This window comes from Streptacidiphilus sp. EB103A (assembly GCF_041261405.1).
Lineage (GTDB): Bacteria > Actinomycetota > Actinomycetes > Streptomycetales > Streptomycetaceae > Streptacidiphilus.
This window is the reverse complement of the sequence record NZ_JBGCAQ010000012.1, coordinates 161,156-180,059: the sequence shown is the minus strand read 5'-3', so window position 1 is coordinate 180,059 and position 18,904 is coordinate 161,156. Positions and strand designations below refer to the sequence as shown.

At 70.2% G+C, this 18,904-nt stretch carries 13 protein-coding genes; 4 read left to right on the top strand and 9 right to left on the bottom strand.

Features of this window, described 5'->3' with window-relative positions; genetic code table 11:
• Window positions 1-191 precede the first annotated feature (191 nt).
• The 4 genes from ABH941_RS21015 (at window position 192) to ABH941_RS21000 (ending at window position 5,131) form a co-directional block, all read left to right on the top strand.
• Window positions 192-3,386, top strand: a complete 3,195-nt coding sequence (locus ABH941_RS21015; protein WP_370130955.1) for a nitrate- and nitrite sensing domain-containing protein — start codon at window positions 192-194, stop codon at window positions 3,384-3,386.
• Window positions 3,387-3,809, top strand: a complete 423-nt coding sequence (locus ABH941_RS21010; RefSeq protein ID WP_042392407.1) for a roadblock/LC7 domain-containing protein — start codon at window positions 3,387-3,389, stop codon at window positions 3,807-3,809.
• Window positions 3,810-3,903: 94 nt separating this feature from the next.
• Window positions 3,904-4,551 carry a DUF742 domain-containing protein gene (locus tag ABH941_RS21005; protein WP_370130954.1) on the top strand — a complete coding sequence of 216 codons (648 nt, stop codon included), beginning with the start codon at window positions 3,904-3,906 and terminating at the stop codon, window positions 4,549-4,551.
• Window positions 4,532-5,131, top strand: coding sequence for an ATP/GTP-binding protein (locus ABH941_RS21000; RefSeq protein ID WP_134000587.1), 600 nt, complete (start codon window positions 4,532-4,534; stop codon window positions 5,129-5,131). The genes ABH941_RS21005 and ABH941_RS21000 overlap by 20 nt, the downstream gene beginning before the upstream one ends.
• A 94-nt stretch (window positions 5,132-5,225) precedes the next feature.
• On the opposite strand, the gene cimA is transcribed toward ABH941_RS21000, so the two are convergent.
• From cimA to ABH941_RS20955, 9 genes are all read right to left on the bottom strand, one after another.
• Entirely contained in the window at window positions 5,226-6,812 is a 1,587-nt protein-coding gene (gene cimA, locus ABH941_RS20995) for a citramalate synthase (RefSeq protein WP_370130953.1), read from the bottom strand.
• A 490-nt stretch (window positions 6,813-7,302) separates the two neighbouring features.
• Window positions 7,303-8,412 (bottom strand): branched-chain amino acid aminotransferase, encoded by a 1,110-nt coding sequence (locus ABH941_RS20990; RefSeq protein WP_370130952.1) that lies wholly within the window; start codon window positions 8,410-8,412, stop codon window positions 7,303-7,305.
• Between the two features lie 192 nt (window positions 8,413-8,604).
• Entirely contained in the window at window positions 8,605-9,648 is a 1,044-nt protein-coding gene (locus tag ABH941_RS20985; RefSeq protein WP_370130951.1) for a 3-isopropylmalate dehydrogenase, read from the bottom strand.
• A gap of 61 nt (window positions 9,649-9,709) precedes the next feature.
• Window positions 9,710-9,835 carry a hypothetical protein gene (locus ABH941_RS20980; protein ID WP_370130950.1) on the bottom strand — a complete coding sequence of 42 codons (126 nt, stop codon included), beginning with the start codon at window positions 9,833-9,835 and terminating at the stop codon, window positions 9,710-9,712.
• 259 nt (window positions 9,836-10,094) lie between these two features.
• Window positions 10,095-11,702, bottom strand: a complete 1,608-nt coding sequence (gene serA, locus ABH941_RS20975) for a phosphoglycerate dehydrogenase (RefSeq protein WP_370130949.1) — start codon at window positions 11,700-11,702, stop codon at window positions 10,095-10,097.
• 262 nt (window positions 11,703-11,964) lie between these two features.
• Window positions 11,965-12,963, bottom strand: coding sequence for a ketol-acid reductoisomerase (gene ilvC / locus ABH941_RS20970; protein WP_370130947.1), 999 nt, complete (start codon window positions 12,961-12,963; stop codon window positions 11,965-11,967).
• Window positions 12,964-13,159: 196 nt separating this feature from the next.
• The gene (gene ilvN, locus ABH941_RS20965; protein ID WP_370130946.1) at window positions 13,160-13,684 is read right to left on the bottom strand and encodes an acetolactate synthase small subunit; all 525 of its coding nucleotides are present in this window, start codon (window positions 13,682-13,684) and stop codon (window positions 13,160-13,162) included.
• 12 nt (window positions 13,685-13,696) lie between these two features.
• Window positions 13,697-15,529, bottom strand: coding sequence for an acetolactate synthase large subunit (locus ABH941_RS20960; RefSeq protein ID WP_370130945.1), 1,833 nt, complete (start codon window positions 15,527-15,529; stop codon window positions 13,697-13,699).
• A gap of 221 nt (window positions 15,530-15,750) precedes the next feature.
• Complete coding sequence (locus tag ABH941_RS20955; protein WP_370131031.1) at window positions 15,751-18,714, bottom strand: putative bifunctional diguanylate cyclase/phosphodiesterase; 2,964 nt, start codon at window positions 18,712-18,714, stop codon at window positions 15,751-15,753.
• Between the last annotated feature and the right edge of the window lie 190 nt (window positions 18,715-18,904).

The following is an 18,904-nucleotide window of genomic DNA, read 5'->3' as shown; positions in this document are numbered from 1 at the left end:
CATGCACACGGAATGCCTACCGGCGGGTGAGCATTCGCCGCAATCAGCTCCTTATGTCCCATTTATCGTCAGTAAGCGGACCTACCAGGGGTGTTTGGCCCGTACCGCGCGTACGTGCTGAAATTCCAGCGATCCGCGCAGATCAGTAGCACGTTCAGAAATGGCCGCCCCGGCCGAGAGGTTGTTGTCGAGTGAGGCAGAAGCAGGCAGACCCTGGACCGCGGCAGGCCGAGCCCCAGCCCGTGGACGGCGGTGGCTCCAGCTGGGCCTTCCGCCACTGGCGCGTGCCCACCCGGCTGACGGCCATCGTGCTGGTCCCGGTGATCACCGGGCTGGTCTTCGCGGGGCTGCGCATCAAGGACCAACTGGACCTCGCCAGCACCGCCGGGCAGAACGAGAAGGTCGCCATCCTGGTCCGGGACGCCGGCACGGTGGCCGACGACCTCGAGACCGAGCGCGACCTCGCGGTCATCCCGCAGATGATGGGCGACCATCAGAACGCCCAGGTGCTGGCCGCGCGCAAGCAGACGGACGCGGACATCGCGGTGATGGACGCCGACGCCGCACAGGTCAAGCCCGACGTGCAGATCAGCACCGACCTCAGCACCTTCCACGCCCAGGCCGCCAAGAACCTCAACAACCTGCGGACCAAGGGCTACGACGTCACCAGCAAGACCTACGACCCGGTCTCCACCGAGGTGGCGTACTCCAACATCTACCTGGGCCTGCTGGGGCTGGACAACGAACTCGCCTTCGGTGACAAGAACATCAACAGCCGCGGTCGTGAGCTCTTCGCGCTGAGCCTGGAGAAGGAGTCCACCGCGACCGAGCGCAACCTGGTCACCATCGCGCTGATGTACGACAAGATGCCGTCGCAGCTCGCGATCGCGATCCAGGTGGCCGCGCGCCTCACCCAGGTCACCGAGCAGCAGGTGCTGCTCTCCGGTGTGCCCGCGGACCTCACGCTCTACCAGCAGACCGTGATCGGCCAGGGCATCACCGCGGCCGAGGACACCCTGCTGGCGATGGCGGGCAAGCCCTCGCTCAAGTCCTCCGGGATCACCCCGGTCTCCTGGTACACCCTGGCCAGCCAGCGGACCGGCCAGCAGCGCAAGGTCGAGACGGCCATCACCAGCCAGGTCCTCGCCGACGCGCACCAGGCCAAGCAGGACGCCAACAAGCAGGCCATCACCATCAGCGCCGAGGCGCTGGCACTGGTGCTGCTGGCCGGCGCGCTGGCCTACCTGATGGGCCGCTCGATGGTGCGCGGTATGCGCACCCTGCGCGACAGCGCCACCGGCATCGCCGCCGAGCGGCTGCCGGACCTGGTCCGCAAGCTCTCCAAGACCGACCCCGAGCGCGTCGACACCACCGTCCAGCCGATCCCGCTGACCGGCCGTGACGAGATCGGCGAGGTCGCCCGGGCGTTCGACGAGGTCCACCGCGAGGCCATCCGACTGGCCTCCGAGCAGGCCATGCTCCGTGGGAACGTCAACGCGATCTTCACCAACCTGTCCCGTCGCTCCCAGAGCCTGATCGAGCGTCAGCTGTCGCTGATCACCGACCTGGAGAACAACGAGGCGGACCCGGACCAGCTGGAGAGCCTGTTCAAGCTGGACCACCTGGCCACCCGTATGCGCCGCAACGGCGAGAACCTGCTGGTCCTCGCCGGCGAGTCGGCGGGCCGCGAGTGGAGCGACCCGATCCCGCTTGTGGACGTGCTCCGCGCGGCCGCGTCCGAGGTGGAGCAGTACGAGCGCATCGAGCTCAGCGGCATACCCGAGACCGACGTGATCGGCCCGGCCGTGACCGACCTGGTGCACCTCCTCGCGGAGCTGCTGGAGAACGCCACCACCTTCTCCAGTCCGCAGACCCGGGTGAAGGTCACCGCCACCCGGCTGCCCGACCAGCGGGTGCTGATCGAGATCCACGACAAGGGCATCGGCCTCACCGCCGCCGACTTCGCCGAGATCAACGCCAAGCTGGCCGACCCGCCCACCGTCGACGCCTCGGTCTCCCGTCAGATGGGCCTGTTCGTGGTCGGCCGGCTGGCCGAGCGCCACGCCATCCGGGTCCAGCTGCGTCCCTCCGGCGAGTCCGCCGGCACCACCTCGCTGGTGATGGTCCCGGACCACCTCACCCAGCTGCCACGGGCCGCCGAGCCCGAGGAGCAGTTCACCGTCTCCCGGATCTACGGCGAGCCCGAGGCGGGCCCGTACGCGGAGTCCGGCCAGCTGACCGCCAGCGAACTGGGCTTCGACGACAGCCGCTACGACCGCCCCGCCGTGGACGCGCCGGCTGCCGTCGCCCCCGACCACCTGATGCAGCGCACCATGCGGCTCGGCCAGCGGCGCGAGCAGGCGGCGCTGGAGGGCCCGGGCGAGGGCGCACCGGCCACGCAGCAGCCGTCGGCCCCGGCCCCCGCGCCGCAGCCGGGAGAGACGTACGAGCCCTACCCCGACTCCTACGTCCCCGAGTTCGACGGCTTCGACGCCCGGCCGGCCGCCGCCGCCCCCTCCTACCCGGCTCCCGACGCCGGCTACGAGGCGGGCAGCTACACCGCCGCCGACTTCGACACCTACGGCACCGGGAACGGCACCGCGAACGGGAACGGGAACGGTCGGCAGTACCAGCAGCAGGACCAGTACCAGCCCGACCCGTCGTACGACACCGCGCAGTTCAGCACCGCGCAGTACGGCCAGGACCCGTACGTCCCCGAGCAGTACCCGGCCTACCAGGCGGACCAGTACGGTCACCAGCAGTACCCCGACAGCACCTCCGAGCCCCAGTACGGTCACCCGTACTACCCGGAGGCCCAGCAATCCGCCCCAGCACCTGCCCCCGAGGCGCCCGTGGCTCCCGTCCCCCCCGTATCCCGTCCGGCGGTCGGCAACGCGCCGGCGGCCCTGCCTCAGCGGCCCAGCTCCCCGGTTCCGTCTTCCCCGGGCGGCTCCGCGAACGGCTCGCTCCCCACCCGCCGTCCCGGCCAGGCACTGGGCGGCGGCCGGGCGATCGGCGACCGTGAGGCCGGTGAACGGCCCAACTGGTTCACCGGAGCCCGTGAGGACGGCGACCAGGCCACGATGGCCATGCCGTCCGTCCCGCTCCCGACCGTGCCCGCGGAGCCCGTCGCCGGGGGTACCACCCCGGCCGGTCTCCCGCGGCGCGTACCCCGCCAGAACCTGCTTCCCGGCAACGTCCAGGAGCCGAGCAGCGCAGTACCGGACGCCTCCCCACAGCTGTCCCGTTCCCCCGAGGAGGTCCGCGGCCGGCTCACCAACCTGCGCCGCGGCATCCAGCAGGGGCACAACGCAGGCGACACCCCTTCCCCCGACCAGCACGGGGCAGCCGGACTCTTCGGCGGCCCGAACCACCCGGAGCGTTAGATGAGCCAGATGTCCCAGGCGGCACAGAACCTCAACTGGTTGATCACCAACTTCGTGGACAACACCCCCGGGGTGTCGCACACGGTGGTGGTCTCCGCCGACGGCCTCCTGCTCGCCATGTCCGAGGGCTTCCCGCGGGACCGTGCCGACCAGCTGGCCGCGGTCGCCTCCGGGCTGACCTCGCTCACCCAGGGCGCCTCCAGGATCTTCGAAGGCGGCCGGGTCACCCAGACCGTGGTCGAGATGGAACGCGGCTTCCTGTTCATCATGGCCGTCTCCGACGGATCCTCACTCGCCGTCCTCGCCTCCCCCGACAGCGACATCGGCCTGGTCGGCTACGAAATGGCCCTCCTCGTCGACCGTGCCGGTACCGTACTCACCCCCGCGCTCCGCGCCGAGCTCCAGGGCAGCCTGCTCCACTGACGGCGCGCAACACCGGCACCACCTGCACCTGCACCGCCTGCACACGTTCAGCAAGAGCCGTAACGCCCCTGTCGCTCAACTGTGAGGAGGACCCGTGACACCGCCCGAGGACCAGAACGGCCAGTACGGCACCGGCTACCCCGGTTCAGGCCACGATGCGTTCGGTGGTCCCGGCGGCGGCTACGCCCCGGGCTACCCCAGCTATGAGCAGGAGCAGCGCAACGGCTACGGCGGCAACCCGTACCAGGAGAACCCCTACTCCAACGGCTCCGGCCAGGCGCCCCGGGGGAACCCCGAGCCCAACGCGCCCACCACCAGCGGCACCGGATCCGGCTACAACAGCCGTCCGTCGTACGCCGACGACTGGACCCGGCAGCCGGCCCAGGAGCCGGAGATGGACGAGGAGCCGCTGATCCGGCCCTACGCCATGACCGGCGGACGGACCCGGCCGCGCTACCAGCTCGCCATCGAGGCCCTGGTCTCCACCACCGCGCCGCCCGAGCGGATCGGCACGCTGCTCCCCGAACACCAACGGATCTGCGGTCTCTGCCTGGAGATCAAGTCCGTGGCCGAGATCTCGGCTCTGCTTTCCATGCCTCTCGGCGTGGCCCGCATCCTCGTCGCCGACCTGGCCGAATCCGGTCTGGTCGCGATCCACCAACCCGCTGCCGGAGGCGAATCCGGCGGCACGCCAGACGTGACACTGCTCGAAAGGGTGCTCAGTGGACTTCGCAAGCTCTAGGCCCGCGCCACCGGCGGCCGCCACCGGAGCCCGCACGACCACCTCGGCGAAGATCGTCGTGGCCGGCGGCTTCGGGGTGGGCAAGACGACCCTGGTCGGCGCGGTCTCCGAGATCAACCCGCTGCGCACCGAGGCCGTGATGACCAGCGCCTCGGCCGGCATCGACGACCTCAGCCATGTGGCCGACAAGACCACGACCACGGTGGCCATGGACTTCGGCCGGATCACCCTGGACGAGGACCTGATCCTCTACCTGTTCGGCACCCCCGGACAGGACCGCTTCTGGTTCATGTGGGACGACCTGGTCCGCGGCGCCATCGGCGCCGTCGTCCTGGTCGACACCCGCCGCCTCGCCGACTGCTTCCCCGCCATCGACTACTTCGAAAACAGCGGACTGCCCTTCGTCGTCGCCCTCAACGCCTTCGACGGCAACCAGACCCACAACCCCGACGAAGTCCGCGAAGCCCTCCAACTCGGCCCCGACACCCCCGTCATCACCACCGACGCCCGCCGCCGCGACAGCGCCAAATCCGCACTCATCACCCTCGTCGAACACGCACTCCTCGCCCGACTCCGCTGAGCCTTCGCTGAGCCCCAGCCGGACGAACTGAGGGGCCGTCACGCTGCTGCGTGACGGCCCCTCAGTTGTGTTGTGCTCCGGTCCCTCTTCGCGGCTACGGCTCCAGCCCCGCGCGGAGCAGGCCGAAGGTGTAGGCGTCCTCAAGCGCCTGCCAGGAGGCGCCGATCACGTTCTCCGCCACCCCGACCGTGGACCACTCGTCCTGGCCGTTGCTGGTGGTCACCAGGACCCGGGTCTGCGAGCGGGTGCCGTGCTCGCCCTCCAGGATGCGGACCTTGTAGTCCACCAGCTCCAGCGCGGCGAGCTGCGGGTAGAAGCGCTCCAGCGCCGCGCGCAGCGCCACGTCCAGGGCGTGCACCGGGCCGTTGCCCTCGCCGGTGGCGATGATCCGCTCGCCCTTGGCGTGCAGCTTCACCGTGGCCTCGTTGGCCTGGCTGCCGTCCGCCGCCTGCTCGACGATGGTGCGCCAGGACTCCAGGGTGAAGAAGCGCGCCCGGTTGCCGTTGATCTCGTCCCGCAGCAGCAGCTCGAACGAGGCGTCGGCGGCCTCGTAGGTGTAGCCCTGGAGCTCACGGGCCTTGACGGTGTCCACCACCCGGCCGACCGTCTCCCGGTCGTCGGAGACGTCGTAGCCGAGCTCCTTGGCCTTGAGCTCGACCGAGGCCCGGCCGGCCATGTCCGAGACCAGCATCCGCATGGAGTTGCCGACCAGGGCCGGGTCGGTGTGCTGGTAGAGGTCGGGGTCGACCTTGATGGCGGAGGCGTGCAGCCCGGCCTTGTGGGCGAAGGCGGAGACCCCGACGTAGGGCTGGTGGGTGGAGGGCGTGAGGTTGACGACCTCGGCGATGGCGTGCGAGATCCGGGTCATCTCGGTGAGCTTGCCGGTCGGCAGCACCCGCCGGTCGAGCTTCAGCTCCAGCGCGGCGGTCACCGGGAAGAGGTTGGCGTTGCCGACCCGCTCGCCGTAACCGTTGGCGGTGCACTGCACATGGGTGGCCCCGGCGTCCACGGCGGCCAGGGTGTTGGCCACCGCGCAACCGGTGTCGTCCTGGGCGTGCATGCCCAGGCGGGCTCCGGTCTCGGCGAGCACGTCCGCGACGATGGCACGGACCCCGGAGGGGAGCATCCCGCCGTTGGTGTCGCACAGCACCACGACGTCGGCCCCGGCCTGGTGCGCGGTGCGGACCACGGCGAGGGCGTAGTCGCGGTTGGCCTTGTAGCCGTCGAAGAAGTGCTCGCAGTCGATGAAGACGCGGCGGCCCTGGGCGCGCAGGAACTCCACGCTGTCGCGGACCATCTCCAGGTTCTCGTCCAGGGTGGTGCGCAGGGCCAGCTCGACATGGCGGTCGTGCGACTTGGCGACCAGGGTCACCACGGGCGCGCCGGAGGCCACCAGGGCGGCGAGCTGGGCGTCGGTGGCGGCCTCGCCGCCGGCCCTGCGGGTGGCGCCGAAGGCCACCAACTGGGCGTTCCGCAGCTGCAGCTCGGCGGCGGCGCGGGCGAAGAACTCGGTGTCACGGGGGTTGGCGCCGGGCCAGCCGCCCTCGATGAAGCCGACGCCGAAGTCGTCCAGATGCCGGGCGATGGTCAGCTTGTCGGCGACGGTGAGGTTGATGCCCTCGCGCTGCGCACCGTCGCGCAGGGTGGTGTCGAAGACATGGAAGTCGTCGCTGAGGGTCATTGCCTGTGGTCTCCTGTCCGGGGCTGGTTGGCCCCCAGCAGGGTCTGCCTGCTGGGGGATCCGACTCCACTGTCCACCATCGCCGCGAGCTGCTCGCTTGTCGGGACGCTCCCTGTGGGGAACGCGTCGGCAAACAAAAAGACCCCTCGCGGGTGCGAGAGGTCTGCGCGCGGGTCATGTGACACGGTGTCCGTTCCGCGTACGGGTCGTACGTCGCGGATCGGTCACTGCGGACCGGCGCGCCTGCTGCCAATAATGAGCGCGAGCGAGGACACCTATACAGTTTGGCATAGCTTCGGGAGACGCGGTGGGGGGTCTCAGCATGCGGGACCGTGCACCTTGGGGGTGGTTGCTGTTCGCGCAGTTCCCCGCGCCCCTAGCAAGTGCAACTGAGCCAGTTGCAGACCCATAGGGGCGCGGGGAACTGCGCTGCCAACCATGCACCTCCGTAGAGGGTTGGTCGCGCAGTTCCCCGCGCCCCCATGGTTCTCTAGGCGATTCGGTGCATCCAGTCGTGGGTGTCTTCGCGGTTCCCCGTCTGCAACGCGAGAAGCGTCTCGCGGAGCCGCATGGTGACCGCCCCGGGGGTCCCGTCGCCGACGGTCCAGTCGCCGCGGGCGGACTTGACCGAGCCGACCGGGGTGATCACCGCGGCCGTGCCGCAGGCGAAGACCTCGGTGAGGGTGCCGTCCGCGTTCCCGTCGCGCCACTCCTCGGTGGAGATCTTCCGCTCCTCGGTCGAGTAGCCGAGGTCCGCGGCGATGGTGAGCAGCGAGTCGCGGGTGATGCCCGGCAGCAGCGAGCCGGAGAGCTCGGGGGTGACGATCCGGGCGTCCTCGCCCTCGCCGAAGACGAAGTAGAGGTTCATCCCGCCCATCTCCTCGATCCAGCGGCGCTCGATCGCGTCCAGCCAGACCACCTGGTCGCACCCCTCCGCCGCCGCCTGGGCCTGGGCGACCAGCGACGCGGCGTAGTTGCCGCCGCACTTCGCCGCACCGGTGCCGCCGGGCGCCGCACGGACGTACTCCTCGGAGAGCCAGACCGAGACCGGCTCGACGCCGCCGGGGAAGTAGGCCCCGGCCGGGGAGGCGATCAGCATGAACAGGTACTCGTTGGCAGGGCGGACGCCCAGCCCGACCTCGGTCGCGATCATGAAGGGACGGAGGTAGAGGCTGGCCTCGCCCTCGCTCGGGACCCAGGCCTGGTCCTGCTGGACCAGGGCCTCGACCGCGGCGACGAAGGTCTCCTGCGGCAGCTCGGCCATGGCCAGGCGGCGGGCGGAGGCCTGGAAGCGCGCGGCGTTGGCGTAGGGACGGAAGGTCTGGATGCCGCCGTCCGCGGTGCGGTACGCCTTGAGGCCCTCGAAGATCGACTGACCGTAGTGCAGGATCGCCGTGGCCGGATCCAGCTCGATCGGTCCGTACGGGACGAGCTGGGCGTCGTGCCAGCCGCGGCCCTCGGTCCAGCGGATGGTCACCATGTTGTCGGTGAAGTAGCGGCCGAAGCCCGGGTTGGCCAGGCGGGCCCGGCGCTCGGCGTCGGAAAGCGGGTGAGCCGAGGGCTTCAGCTCGATCTCGATGGGCTCCGTCGGGGAGGTCATGGCGTTACGTCCTTCACCGTGTCGTCATGGTGGACAGGACTCATTGTCCAATGAGCGTGTCCAAGGTCGATAGTCGCACTTTCGCGGGCCGGTCGGCATACGACGAAACGGCCCGGAAGGCGCGTGCTGTCGGACGTGGCCGACAGTGCTGCTTCCGGACCGCTCGTGGTGGTCCTGCGCTGTGCCGGCTGGTCAGCCGGCTACTCGCGCGGCGAGGGCGTCGCCGACCTCGCTGGTGGAACGGGCGGGCTTGCCGACGCGCTCGGCGAGATCCGCGGCGACCGCGGTCTCGATCCTCGCGGCCTCGTCGGTCAGGCCGAGGTGCTGGAGCAGCATGGCGACGGACAGCACGGTGGCGGTCGGGTCGGCCTTGCCCTGTCCGGCGATGTCCGGGGCCGAGCCGTGGACCGGCTCGAACATGGACGGGAACTCGCCGCTGGGGTTGATGTTCCCGCTGGCGGCGAGGCCGATGCCGCCGGTGACGGCCGCGGCCAGGTCGGTGATGATGTCGCCGAAGAGGTTGTCGGTGACGATCACGTCGAAGCGCTCGGGCTGGGTGACGAAGAAGATCGTGGCCGCGTCGACGTGCAGGTAGTCGGTGCCGACCTCGGGGAACTCGGTCGCGACCTGGTTGAAGATCCGGGTCCACAGGTGGCCGGCGTGGACCAGCACGTTGTTCTTGTGGACCAGGGTGAGCTTCTTGCGCGGACGGGCCTGGGCCCGGGCGAAGGCGTCGCGGACGACGCGCTCGATGCCGAACGCCGTGTTCAGGCTGACCTCGGTGGCGACCTCCTGCGGCGTACCGGTGCGCAGAGTGCCGCCGTTGCCGACGTACGGGCCCTCGGTGCCCTCGCGGACGACCACGAAGTCGATCTGCGGGTCACCGGCCAGCGGAGACGCCACGCCCGGGAAGAGCTTGCCGGGGCGCAGGTTGACGTGGTGGTCGAAGGCGAAGCGCAGCTTCAGCAGCAGCCCGCGCTCCAGCACCCCGGAGGGCACGGAGGGGTCGCCGATGGCGCCGAGGAGGATGGCGTCGTTGTTCTTGATCTCCTCCAGCACGCTGTCCGACAGGGTCTCGCCGGTGGCGTGGTAGCGGCGCGCGCCGAGGTCGTACTCGGTGCTCTCCACCTTGGTGTCGGCGGGGAGGACGGCGGTCAGGACCTTGAGTCCTTCGGCGACGACTTCCTGGCCGATGCCGTCACCGGGAATCACTGCGAGGCGGAGTGTGCGAGACATGACTCCGACCCTACTCCGGGGCCCAACAGGTGGGCAGTTGCCGTCCGGGATATGGACCGACCTACTGGTGCCCGGTGGAGCCGCCGTTGTCGCGGCGGTCCAGGGCGCGCTGGAGCGCGGCCATGGCCGCGGCCCGGTCGCTGTTCTGGGGGCGCTGGGTGGGGTTCTGCGGGCGCTGCTGGTCCATGGGGGACTCCGTTCACGCGCGGGGGGTGCGGCAAGAAGCCTGTACGAAGGGGCCGCGCGAGGGTCACCCGCGAAAAGGGCCGGGTCGGAACTGGCCATGGATACAGCGGATCGTCCGACATTCTCACGGTACGACAGCTGGTCGCGACTGTCTGCAGAACTACTTGGATTTCCTACTATCTGAGACGGAGGTCACCCGGACATACGAAAGCCCCGTCCGTCACGGACCGCGACGGACGGGGCTTTCGGCGGCTCAGGGGTCAGGAGTCGCTGAGGTTCACCGAACGGGCGAACTTGGCGCCGATCTCAGCGGCGATCTCGGTCAGCAGCGGCTGCGGGATCTCGCTGTCCACGGTGAGCGAGACCAGCGCGTCGCCGGCCTCGTCGTCGCGGGAGACCTGCATGCCCGCGATGTTGATGCCGGCCTCGCCGAGGATCCGGCCGAGCGAGCCGACCACGCCGGGGCGGTCGTCGTAGCGGAAGAAGGCCATGTGGTCGGTGAGCACCACGTCCACGTCGAAGGTGTCGACGCCGACGATCTTCTGGATCCGCTTGGGGCCGGTGAGCGTGCCGGAGACGGCGACCTCGCGGCCGTCGGTCAGGGTGCCGCGCACGGTGATGACATTGCGGTACTCGGGGCTCTCACTGGTCGTGGTCAGCCGCACCTCGAGGCCGCGCTCCTGGGCGAACAGCGGCGCGTTGACGTAGGAGACCGTCTCGGCGACGACGTCCTCGAAGACGCCCTTGAGGGCCGACAGCTCCAGCACCTTGACGTCGTGCTGGGTGATCTCGCCGCGCACCTCGACGTCGAGGCGGACCGCGACCTCGCCGGCCAGGGCGGTGAAGATCCGGCCGAGCTTCTCGGCCAGCGGCAGCCCGGGACGCACGTCCTCGGCGATGACGCCGCCCTGGACGTTGACCGCGTCCGGGACCAGCTCGCCGGCGAGGGCGAGGCGGACCGACTTGGCGACCGAGATACCGGCCTTCTCCTGCGCCTCGTCGGTGGAGGCGCCCAGGTGCGGGGTGCAGACCACGTTGTCGAAGGCGAACAGCGGAGAGTCGGTGCACGGCTCCTTGGCGTAGACGTCGAGGCCGGCGCCGGCCACCCGGCCCTCCTTGAGCGCGGCCGCCAGGGCCTCCTCGTCCACGATGCCGCCGCGGGCGGCGTTCACGATGCGGACGGTCGGCTTGACCTTGTGCAGCGCCTCGTCGCCGATCAGACCGACGGTCTCCGGGGTCTTCGGGAGGTGCACGGTGATGAAGTCGGAGACCGCCAGCAGCTCGTCCAGCGACATGAGCTTGACGCCCATCTGCGCGGCCCGGGCGGCCTGGATGTAGGGGTCGTAGGCGACGATCTTCATGCCGAAGCCGGACATGCGCTGCGCGACCAGGACACCGATGCGGCCGAGGCCGACCACGCCGAGGGTCTTCTCGGCCAGCTCGACGCCGGTGTACTTGCTGCGGGCCCACTTCCCGGCCTTCAGCGCGGTGTTGGCGGCCGGGATGTGCCGGGCGGTGGAGATCAACAGGCCGCAGGCCAGCTCGGCGGCGGTGACGATGTTGGAGGTCGGGGCGTTCACGACCATCACACCCGCCTTGGTCGCGGCGGGTACGTCCACATTGTCCAGGCCGACGCCGGCGCGGGCGACGACCTTGAGCTTCCCGGCGGCGGCGATGGCCTCGGCGTCGACCTTGGTGGCGGAGCGGATCAGGATCGCGTCCACGTCGGCGATGGCGGGCAGCAGCTCGGCCCGGTCGGCGCCGTCGCAGTGGCGGATCTCGAAGTCGGGGCCCAACGCGTCCATGGTCGCGGGGGAGAGCTCTTCCGCGATGAGAACGACAGGCTTGTGGGTGGGTGCAGCGCTCACGACAGTTGTCCTTACTGTCCGGATCTCCCCTGCCGCATGGGTGTGGGTGGCACCCAAGTAGGGGCGGCATGGTGGGAACGGTGGCATGCCGCGTTGGAGACGCACGACGCTGTGGGCCTGACGCGCAATCGGGAGTCTAGCGAGGGTTGGAGCCGTACCACTCGCCCCTGCGGCGGAATCACCCGCACGGGACCTTACGAACCGTACAAAGATGCGGGGGTGCCCGTTCCGGGACACCCCCGCACCCGAGGTGGGAGGAAGCTTACGCCTCCTCGTCCACCCAGCTCATCAGCTTGCGGAGCTTCTTGCCGGTGGTCTCCAGCAGGTGCTCGCTGTCGGCCTTCTTGTACTCGTTGTACTTCGGCAGGCCGTTCTTGTACTCGGCGATCCAGGCGTTGGCGAAGGTGCCGTCCTGGATCTCGGCCAGGACCTGCTTCATCGCGGCCTTGGTGTCGGCGGTGATGATGCGGGGGCCGGTGACGTAGTCGCCCCACTCGGCGGTCTCGGAGACCGACCAGCGCATCTTCTCCAGGCCGCCCTCGTACATCAGGTCGACGATGAGCTTCAGCTCGTGCAGGCACTCGAAGTAGGCGATCTCCGGCTGGTAGCCGGCCTCGACCAGGGTCTCGAAGCCCGCCTTGACCAGCGCGGAGGTGCCACCGCAGAGGACGGCCTGCTCACCGAACAGGTCGGTCTCGGTCTCCTCGGTGAAGGTGGTCTTGATGACGCCGGCGCGGGTGCCGCCGATGCCCTTGGCGTAGGAGAGCGCCAGCTCCAGGCCCTTGCCGGTGGCGTCCTGCTCGACGGCCACGATACAGGGGACGCCGCGGCCCTCCTCGTACTGGCGGCGGACCAGGTGGCCCGGGCCCTTGGGGGCGACCATGCAGACGTCGACGTCGGCCGGGGGCTGGATGAAACCGAAGCGGATGTTCAGGCCGTGGCCGAAGAACAGGGCGTCGCCGGCCTTGAGGTTGGGCTCGACGACCTCCTTGTACACGTCGCCCTGGATGGGGTCCGGCACCAGGATCATGATGACGTCGGCCTCGGCCGCCGCCTCGGCCGGCGTGACCACGCGCAGGCCCTGCTCCTCGGCCTTGGCGCGGGACTTGGACTCCGGCAGCAGGCCGACGCGGACGTCGACGCCGGAGTCGCGCAGGGAGAGCGCGTGGGCGTGGCCCTGGCTGCCGTAGCCGAGGATCGCGACCTTGCGGCCCTGGATGATGGACAGATCGGCGTCGTCGTCGTAGAACAGCTCGGCCATCGCTGGCTTCTCCTTGCGGGGGGATGCTTGGGTTAGGGACACGTTACGCCGCTCGGCGTTTCGTGGGTTTTGTTCTCGAATGCTGAGATTAGCGTCTCAGAGTTGCTGCACGTGGGTGCGGGGTTGCTGTTCGCGCAGTTCCCCGCGCCCCTATAGGGGCGCGGGGAACTGCGCGAGAACCATGCACCCGGGGTGGTCACGCGGAGCGGTCCAGCGCGCGGAGGGACCTGTCCGTGATCGAGCGGGCACCGCGGCCCACGGCCACCATCCCGGACTGGACCAGCTCCTTGATGCCGTACGGCTCCAGCATCTTGAGCATCGCCTCCAGCTTGTCGCTGCTCCCGGTGGCCTCGATGGTCACGGCGTCCGGGGAGACGTCCACCGTCTTGGCGCGGAAGAGCTGGACGATCTCGGTGATCTGGGAGCGGGTCTCGCTGTCCGCGCGCACCTTGACCAGGACCAGTTCGCGGCGGACCGCCGCCTCCGGGTCCAGCTCGACGATCTTTATGACGTTGACCAGCTTGTTGAGCTGCTTGGTGACCTGCTCCAACGGCAGGTCCTCCACGTTGACGACGATGGTCATCCGGGAGATGTCGGGGTGCTCGGTCGGTCCGACCGCGAGCGAGTCGATGTTGAATCCCCGGCGGGAGAACAGGGCGGCGATGCGGGCGAGCACGCCTGGCTTGTTCTCGACCAGGACGGAGAGGGTGTGCTTGGACATGGTTCCTATCCCTTAGTCGAGCTGGTCGCCGAAGTCCGGACGGACGTCACGCGCCGCCAGGATCTCGTCGTTGCTGGTTCCGGCGGCGACCATCGGCCAGACCATGGCGTCCTGGTGCACGATGAAATCGATGACGACCGGGGCGTCGTTGATGGCCATCGCCTGCTGGATGACCGCGTCCAGGTCCTCGGGGCGCTCGCAGCGCAGGCCGACGCAGCCCATCGCCTCGGACAGCTTCACGAAGTCCGGGATCCGGGTGCCCTGCGCGGGCTGGGCCATCCCGTCGTGCTCGGGACCGCTGTGCAGCACGGTGTTGGAGTAGCGCTGGTCGTAGAACAGGGTCTGCCACTGGCGGACCATGCCCAGCGAGCCGTTGTTGATGACCGCGACCTTGATCGGGATGTTGTTCAGGGCGCAGGTGACCAGTTCCTGGTTGGTCATCTGGAAGCAGCCGTCGCCGTCGATCGCCCAGACCTGGGTGTCCGGCATGCCGGCCTTCGCGCCCATGGCCGCCGGGACGGCGTAGCCCATCGTGCCCGCGCCGCCGGAGTTCAGCCAGGTGGCCGGCTTCTCGAAGGTCAGGAACTGGGAGGCCCACATCTGGTGCTGGCCGACGCCCGCCGCGTAGATCGCGTCCGGACCGACCAGCTGGCCGATCCGCTCGATCACCTGCTGCGGGCTCAGCATGTTGTCCGGGGCCGCGTCGTAGCCGACCGGGTAGGTCTTGCGCCAGCCGTTGAGCTGCTGCCACCACTCCGTGTAGTCCGAGGTCGTGCCACCTGCGTACTCGGCCTGGACCGCCTGGATCAGGTCGGCCAGGATCTCGCGGGCGTCGCCGACGATCGGCACGTCGGCGGTGCGGTTCTTGCCGATCTCGGCCGGGTCGATGTCGGCGTGGACGATCTTGGCGTGCGGGGCGAAGGTGTCCAGCCGGCCGGTGACCCGGTCGTCGAAGCGGGTGCCGACCGCGAACAGCAGGTCGGCCTTCTGCAGCGCGGTGACGGCGGCGACGCTGCCGTGCATGCCGGGCATGCCCAGGTGCTGCTCATGGGTGTCGGGGAAGGAGCCCAGCGCCATCAGCGTGGTGACCACGGGGGCGCCGGTCAGCTCGGCCAGGATGCGCAGCTCGGCGGTGGCGCCGGACTTGATGACGCCGCCGCCGATGTAGAGGACCGGCCGCTTGGACGTGGTCAGCAGCCGGGCCGCCTCACGGATCTGCTTGGCGTGCGGTTTGGTGACCGGGCGGTAGCCGGGCAGCTGGTGCTCCGGCGGCCAGCGGAACACGGTCCTGGCCTGCAGCGCGTCCTTGGCGATGTCGACCAGCACCGGGCCCGGGCGGCCGGTGGCGGCGATGTGGAACGCCTCGGAGATCACCCGGGGGATCTCGGCCGGGTCGGTGACCAGGAAGTTGTGCTTGGTGATCGGCATGGTGATGCCGCAGATGTCCGCCTCCTGGAAGGCGTCCGTGCCGATGGCGGCACTGGCGACCTGTCCGGTGATGGCGACGATCGGCACCGAGTCCATGTAGGCGTCGGCGATCGGGGTGACGAGGTTGGTGGCGCCCGGGCCCGAGGTGGCCATGCAGACGCCGACCTTGCCGGTGGCCTGCGCGTAGCCGGTGGCCGCGTGGCCCGCGCCCTGCTCGTGGCGGACCAGGATGTGACGGACCTTGACCGAGTCCATCAGCGGGTCGTAGGCGGGGAGGATCGCGCCGCCCGGGAGTCCGAACATGGTCTCGACGCCGACCGCTTCGAGCGAGCGGATGAGCGACTGGGCCCCGGTCATGGGCTCGGCGACGGGGGACGTCTCGCCTCGCTGCGGGGCGGCGGCTGCCTGCTCAGTCATCTGCTGATTCCTTCTCGGAGTGGTACGTGGCGGGGTTGCTGGTTCGGGGCGTGGGCAACAAAAAACCCCTCGTGCCCGTGGGCATGCGAGGGGTGGCGCGTCGGCCTGAGTGATTCCGTGGACCAGGTGATACTGGAGTCCTGCGGATCAGCCGACGCGCCCGCCAAGTACGAGAATTCGGGTGCTCATGGCTCGACCATCCTCCGACGGTGACCGGAGTGTCAAGCCGGTGGGATCGATGTCTCATCATGCGGACCCAGGCCGAGATGGCTGCCACGGGAGCGTCCTTGCTGGTCAGAGTTGGTGCGGGGGTGGCCGGGGCGATGAATCCGCAGGTCACTCCGGGAGTCACCCGAAGGGTGGACGACCCGGGGCGACTCCGCCGTGGCCGCCCGGGGCACAGCCGCCTCCGGGGCTGCCGACACCTCGAAACTGGGGCCGCAGAGGACGGCGTCCAGCTGGTCCTCGGGCAGGGGTCCGGAGAAGAACTGGCCCTGGCCGCGGCGGCAGCCGAGCTCGCGCAGCAGGGCCGCCTGGGCCGCGTGGTCGACACCCTCGGCGACCGTGGTGAGGCCCAGCTCCTGCCCCAGCCGGAGCACGGAAGTGGTCAGGGTCCGCAGGAACGCCGACTCGGTCAGGCCCTCGACCAGGGCGCGTTCCACCTTGATCATGTCCACCGGCAGCCGGCGCAGCCCGCTGAGCGGCGCCCCGAGACCGCCGAACCCGTCCAGGGCGAGCCCGACGCCGAGCCTGCGCAGCGCGGTGAGCCTGCGGACCAGTTCGTCGGAGTGGTGGCTGCGGATGTCTGCGGCGTCGCCCTCGGCGATCTCCAGAAGTAAGGAATCCGCGGGCAGGCCGCTGCGCAGCAGTATGGCCTCGATGGTCTCGCACAGCCCGGGCGCGGCCAGTCTGCGGGCCGGGAGCCGGAGCGCCACCGGGAGCTGGGACACGGTCGCGCCGAGCCGCTCCCGGCGTTCCCTGGACAGCTGCAGCGCCTGCTCGACCATCCAGCGGGTGAACCGGGCCGCGCGGTCGCCGCCCTCCGAGGCCCGCAGGAACTCGGCCGGAGTGAGCAGCAGTCCCTGCGCCGAGCGCCAGCGGGCCTGCGCCGACAGGGCGACCACCTCGCCGGACTGCAGGTCGACGACGGGCTGGTGCAGCAGGGCGAACTGGCCCTCGCGCACCGCGATCCTGAGCCGCTGCTCCAGCTCGGTGCGACGGTGCAGCTCGGTGCGCAGTTGCGGGTCGTAGACGGCGACCCGGCCCTTGCCGTTCTTCTTGGCCTGGTACATCGCCAGGTCGGCGTTGCGCAGCAGCCTGGCCGGGGTGATGCCCGGTTCGGCGAAGGCGATGCCGATGCTGGCGGCGACGCCGAGCTCCTCGCTGCCGATCCAGTACGGCGCGGACAGCGCCGCGCGCAGCCGCTCGGCGACCTCCTCGGCCTGCTCCTGGTCGAGCCCGGTCAGCAGTACCGCGAACTCGTCGCCGCCCAGGCGGGCCACGGTGTCCCCGGTGCGGACAGTGTCCTGGAGCCTTCGGGCCGCCTGCACCAGCAGTTCGTCGCCGACCTGGTGTCCCGCGCTGTCGTTGACGGCCTTGAAGCCGTCCAGGTCGAGGAAGAGCACCGCGACGCCCTCGGCCGTCTTCGGCGCCGCCGCCGTCTTGTTCAGTGGCGTCTTGTTCAGCGGCGTCTTGTTCAGTGCCGCCCTGCCTCGGTTCAGGAAGAGCGCCCGGTTGGGCAGGTCGGTGAGCGCGTCGTGGAACGCGTTGTGCTCCAACTGCGCCTGCAGTCGCACCCGTTCGGAGACGTCCCGGCAGTTGAAGATCAGGCCGTCGCGGTAGCGGTTCACCGTGGACTCGACGTCCAGCCACTCCCCCGCGCCGGAGCGCACCCGGCACTCGATCCTGGCGGTCGGCTCCTGGGCCGGGCTCTGCGCGAGGTAGCGCTGCACCTCCCAGAGGACGTGCCCGAGGTCGTCCGGGTGGACCATCTCCGGCAGCCGGGTGCCGACCAGCTCCTCGGCCGGACGGCCGTAGACGCCGGCGGCGGCGGGGCTCACATAGCGCAGGATGCCGTCCGGGTCGGCGATCATGATGACGTCGCTGGAGCCCTGAACCAGCGACCGGAAGTGGTTCTCCTGGTGCGAGAGCTTCTGCGCCAGCGACAGGTTGTCCAGCAGCATGATGCCCTGACGAAGGATCAGCGCGAACACCACGGTGCAGGCGACGATCAGCACGAAGCGGTCCAACTGGCGCTGCGCGAAGGCGTTGTAGATCAGGCCGACGGTGCAGACCCCGGCCGCGGCATAGGGGGTCAGCGCGCTGAAGGTGGAGGCGACCCTGGTGCGGCCCCCGGCGGAGGCGGCAGAGCCGCCGGTGCTGCTGGGCCTGGCCCAGGGGGCCCAGGCGAGCAGCATGCTGCCGGTGAACCAGCCGGCGTCCAGGAGCTGGCCGGAGTGGTAGGCGTCCCTGAGCGCCTGGCTGGTGAACAGGGCGTCGCAGAGCACGGTCAGGGCCAGCGCCACCATCGCGGTGTGCACGGCCGCCCGGTTGCTGTCCCGGCTCCGGAAGCGCAGCCCCAGCACCATGCTGACCAGCAGGATGTCCAGCACCGGGTAGGCCAGGGCCATGGACAGCCGCAGCGGGCTGCCCGAGTCGCCGTGGGCGGTGCGCGCCAGCGCCAGGCTCCAGCTGAGCGTCAGCAGCGAGCCGGCGATCAGCCAGCCGTCCAGGGCGAGGCAGAGCCAACCCGCCGCGTTGCGCGGCCGCTTGGCGAGCAGCAGCAGGCCGAGGATGGCCGGCGGGGCGAACATCAGGAAGGCGTAGTCGGCGACGGAGGGCGTCGGGATCGGCACCCGGAGCACCACCTCGTACCAGCCCCAGACGCCGTTGCCGACGGCGACCATCAGCGAGGAGAGGCCGAAGCAGAGCCAGGCCGGTCGGTGCCGGCCGACGGCGGTGCAGCTGTAGCCCAGACAGGACAGGGACGCGGTGAGCGCGGCGCCGGAGAGTCCGAAGTCCCCCATGAAGTCGGCCAGACCCTGCGAGCCCCAGCCCGAGGCCGAGCCGATCAGATAGCCGAGGCAGAGCAGCACGATGAGCAGCCGCGGCAGCCGCGAGGCGGCGCCCGGCGACGGATCCTCGCGCGGCTCCTCCGCTTCGTACGCGGAGAGGCTGCCCGACAGCAGCCCCGGCGGGTCCAGGGCGGAGACGGACGCGATGGGGTCCTGCACGCTGAATCTCGGCACGGATAGCTCCTCGGCCCAGGGCGGGCCGGGCAGCACGGTCTTGGTACTCACCACCGGTAACTCCCCCTCCGGCCCCGGGTGCGGGCGGAGCAGCGATGCGGATCGCTCCGTACCGGCTCTCCCGGTC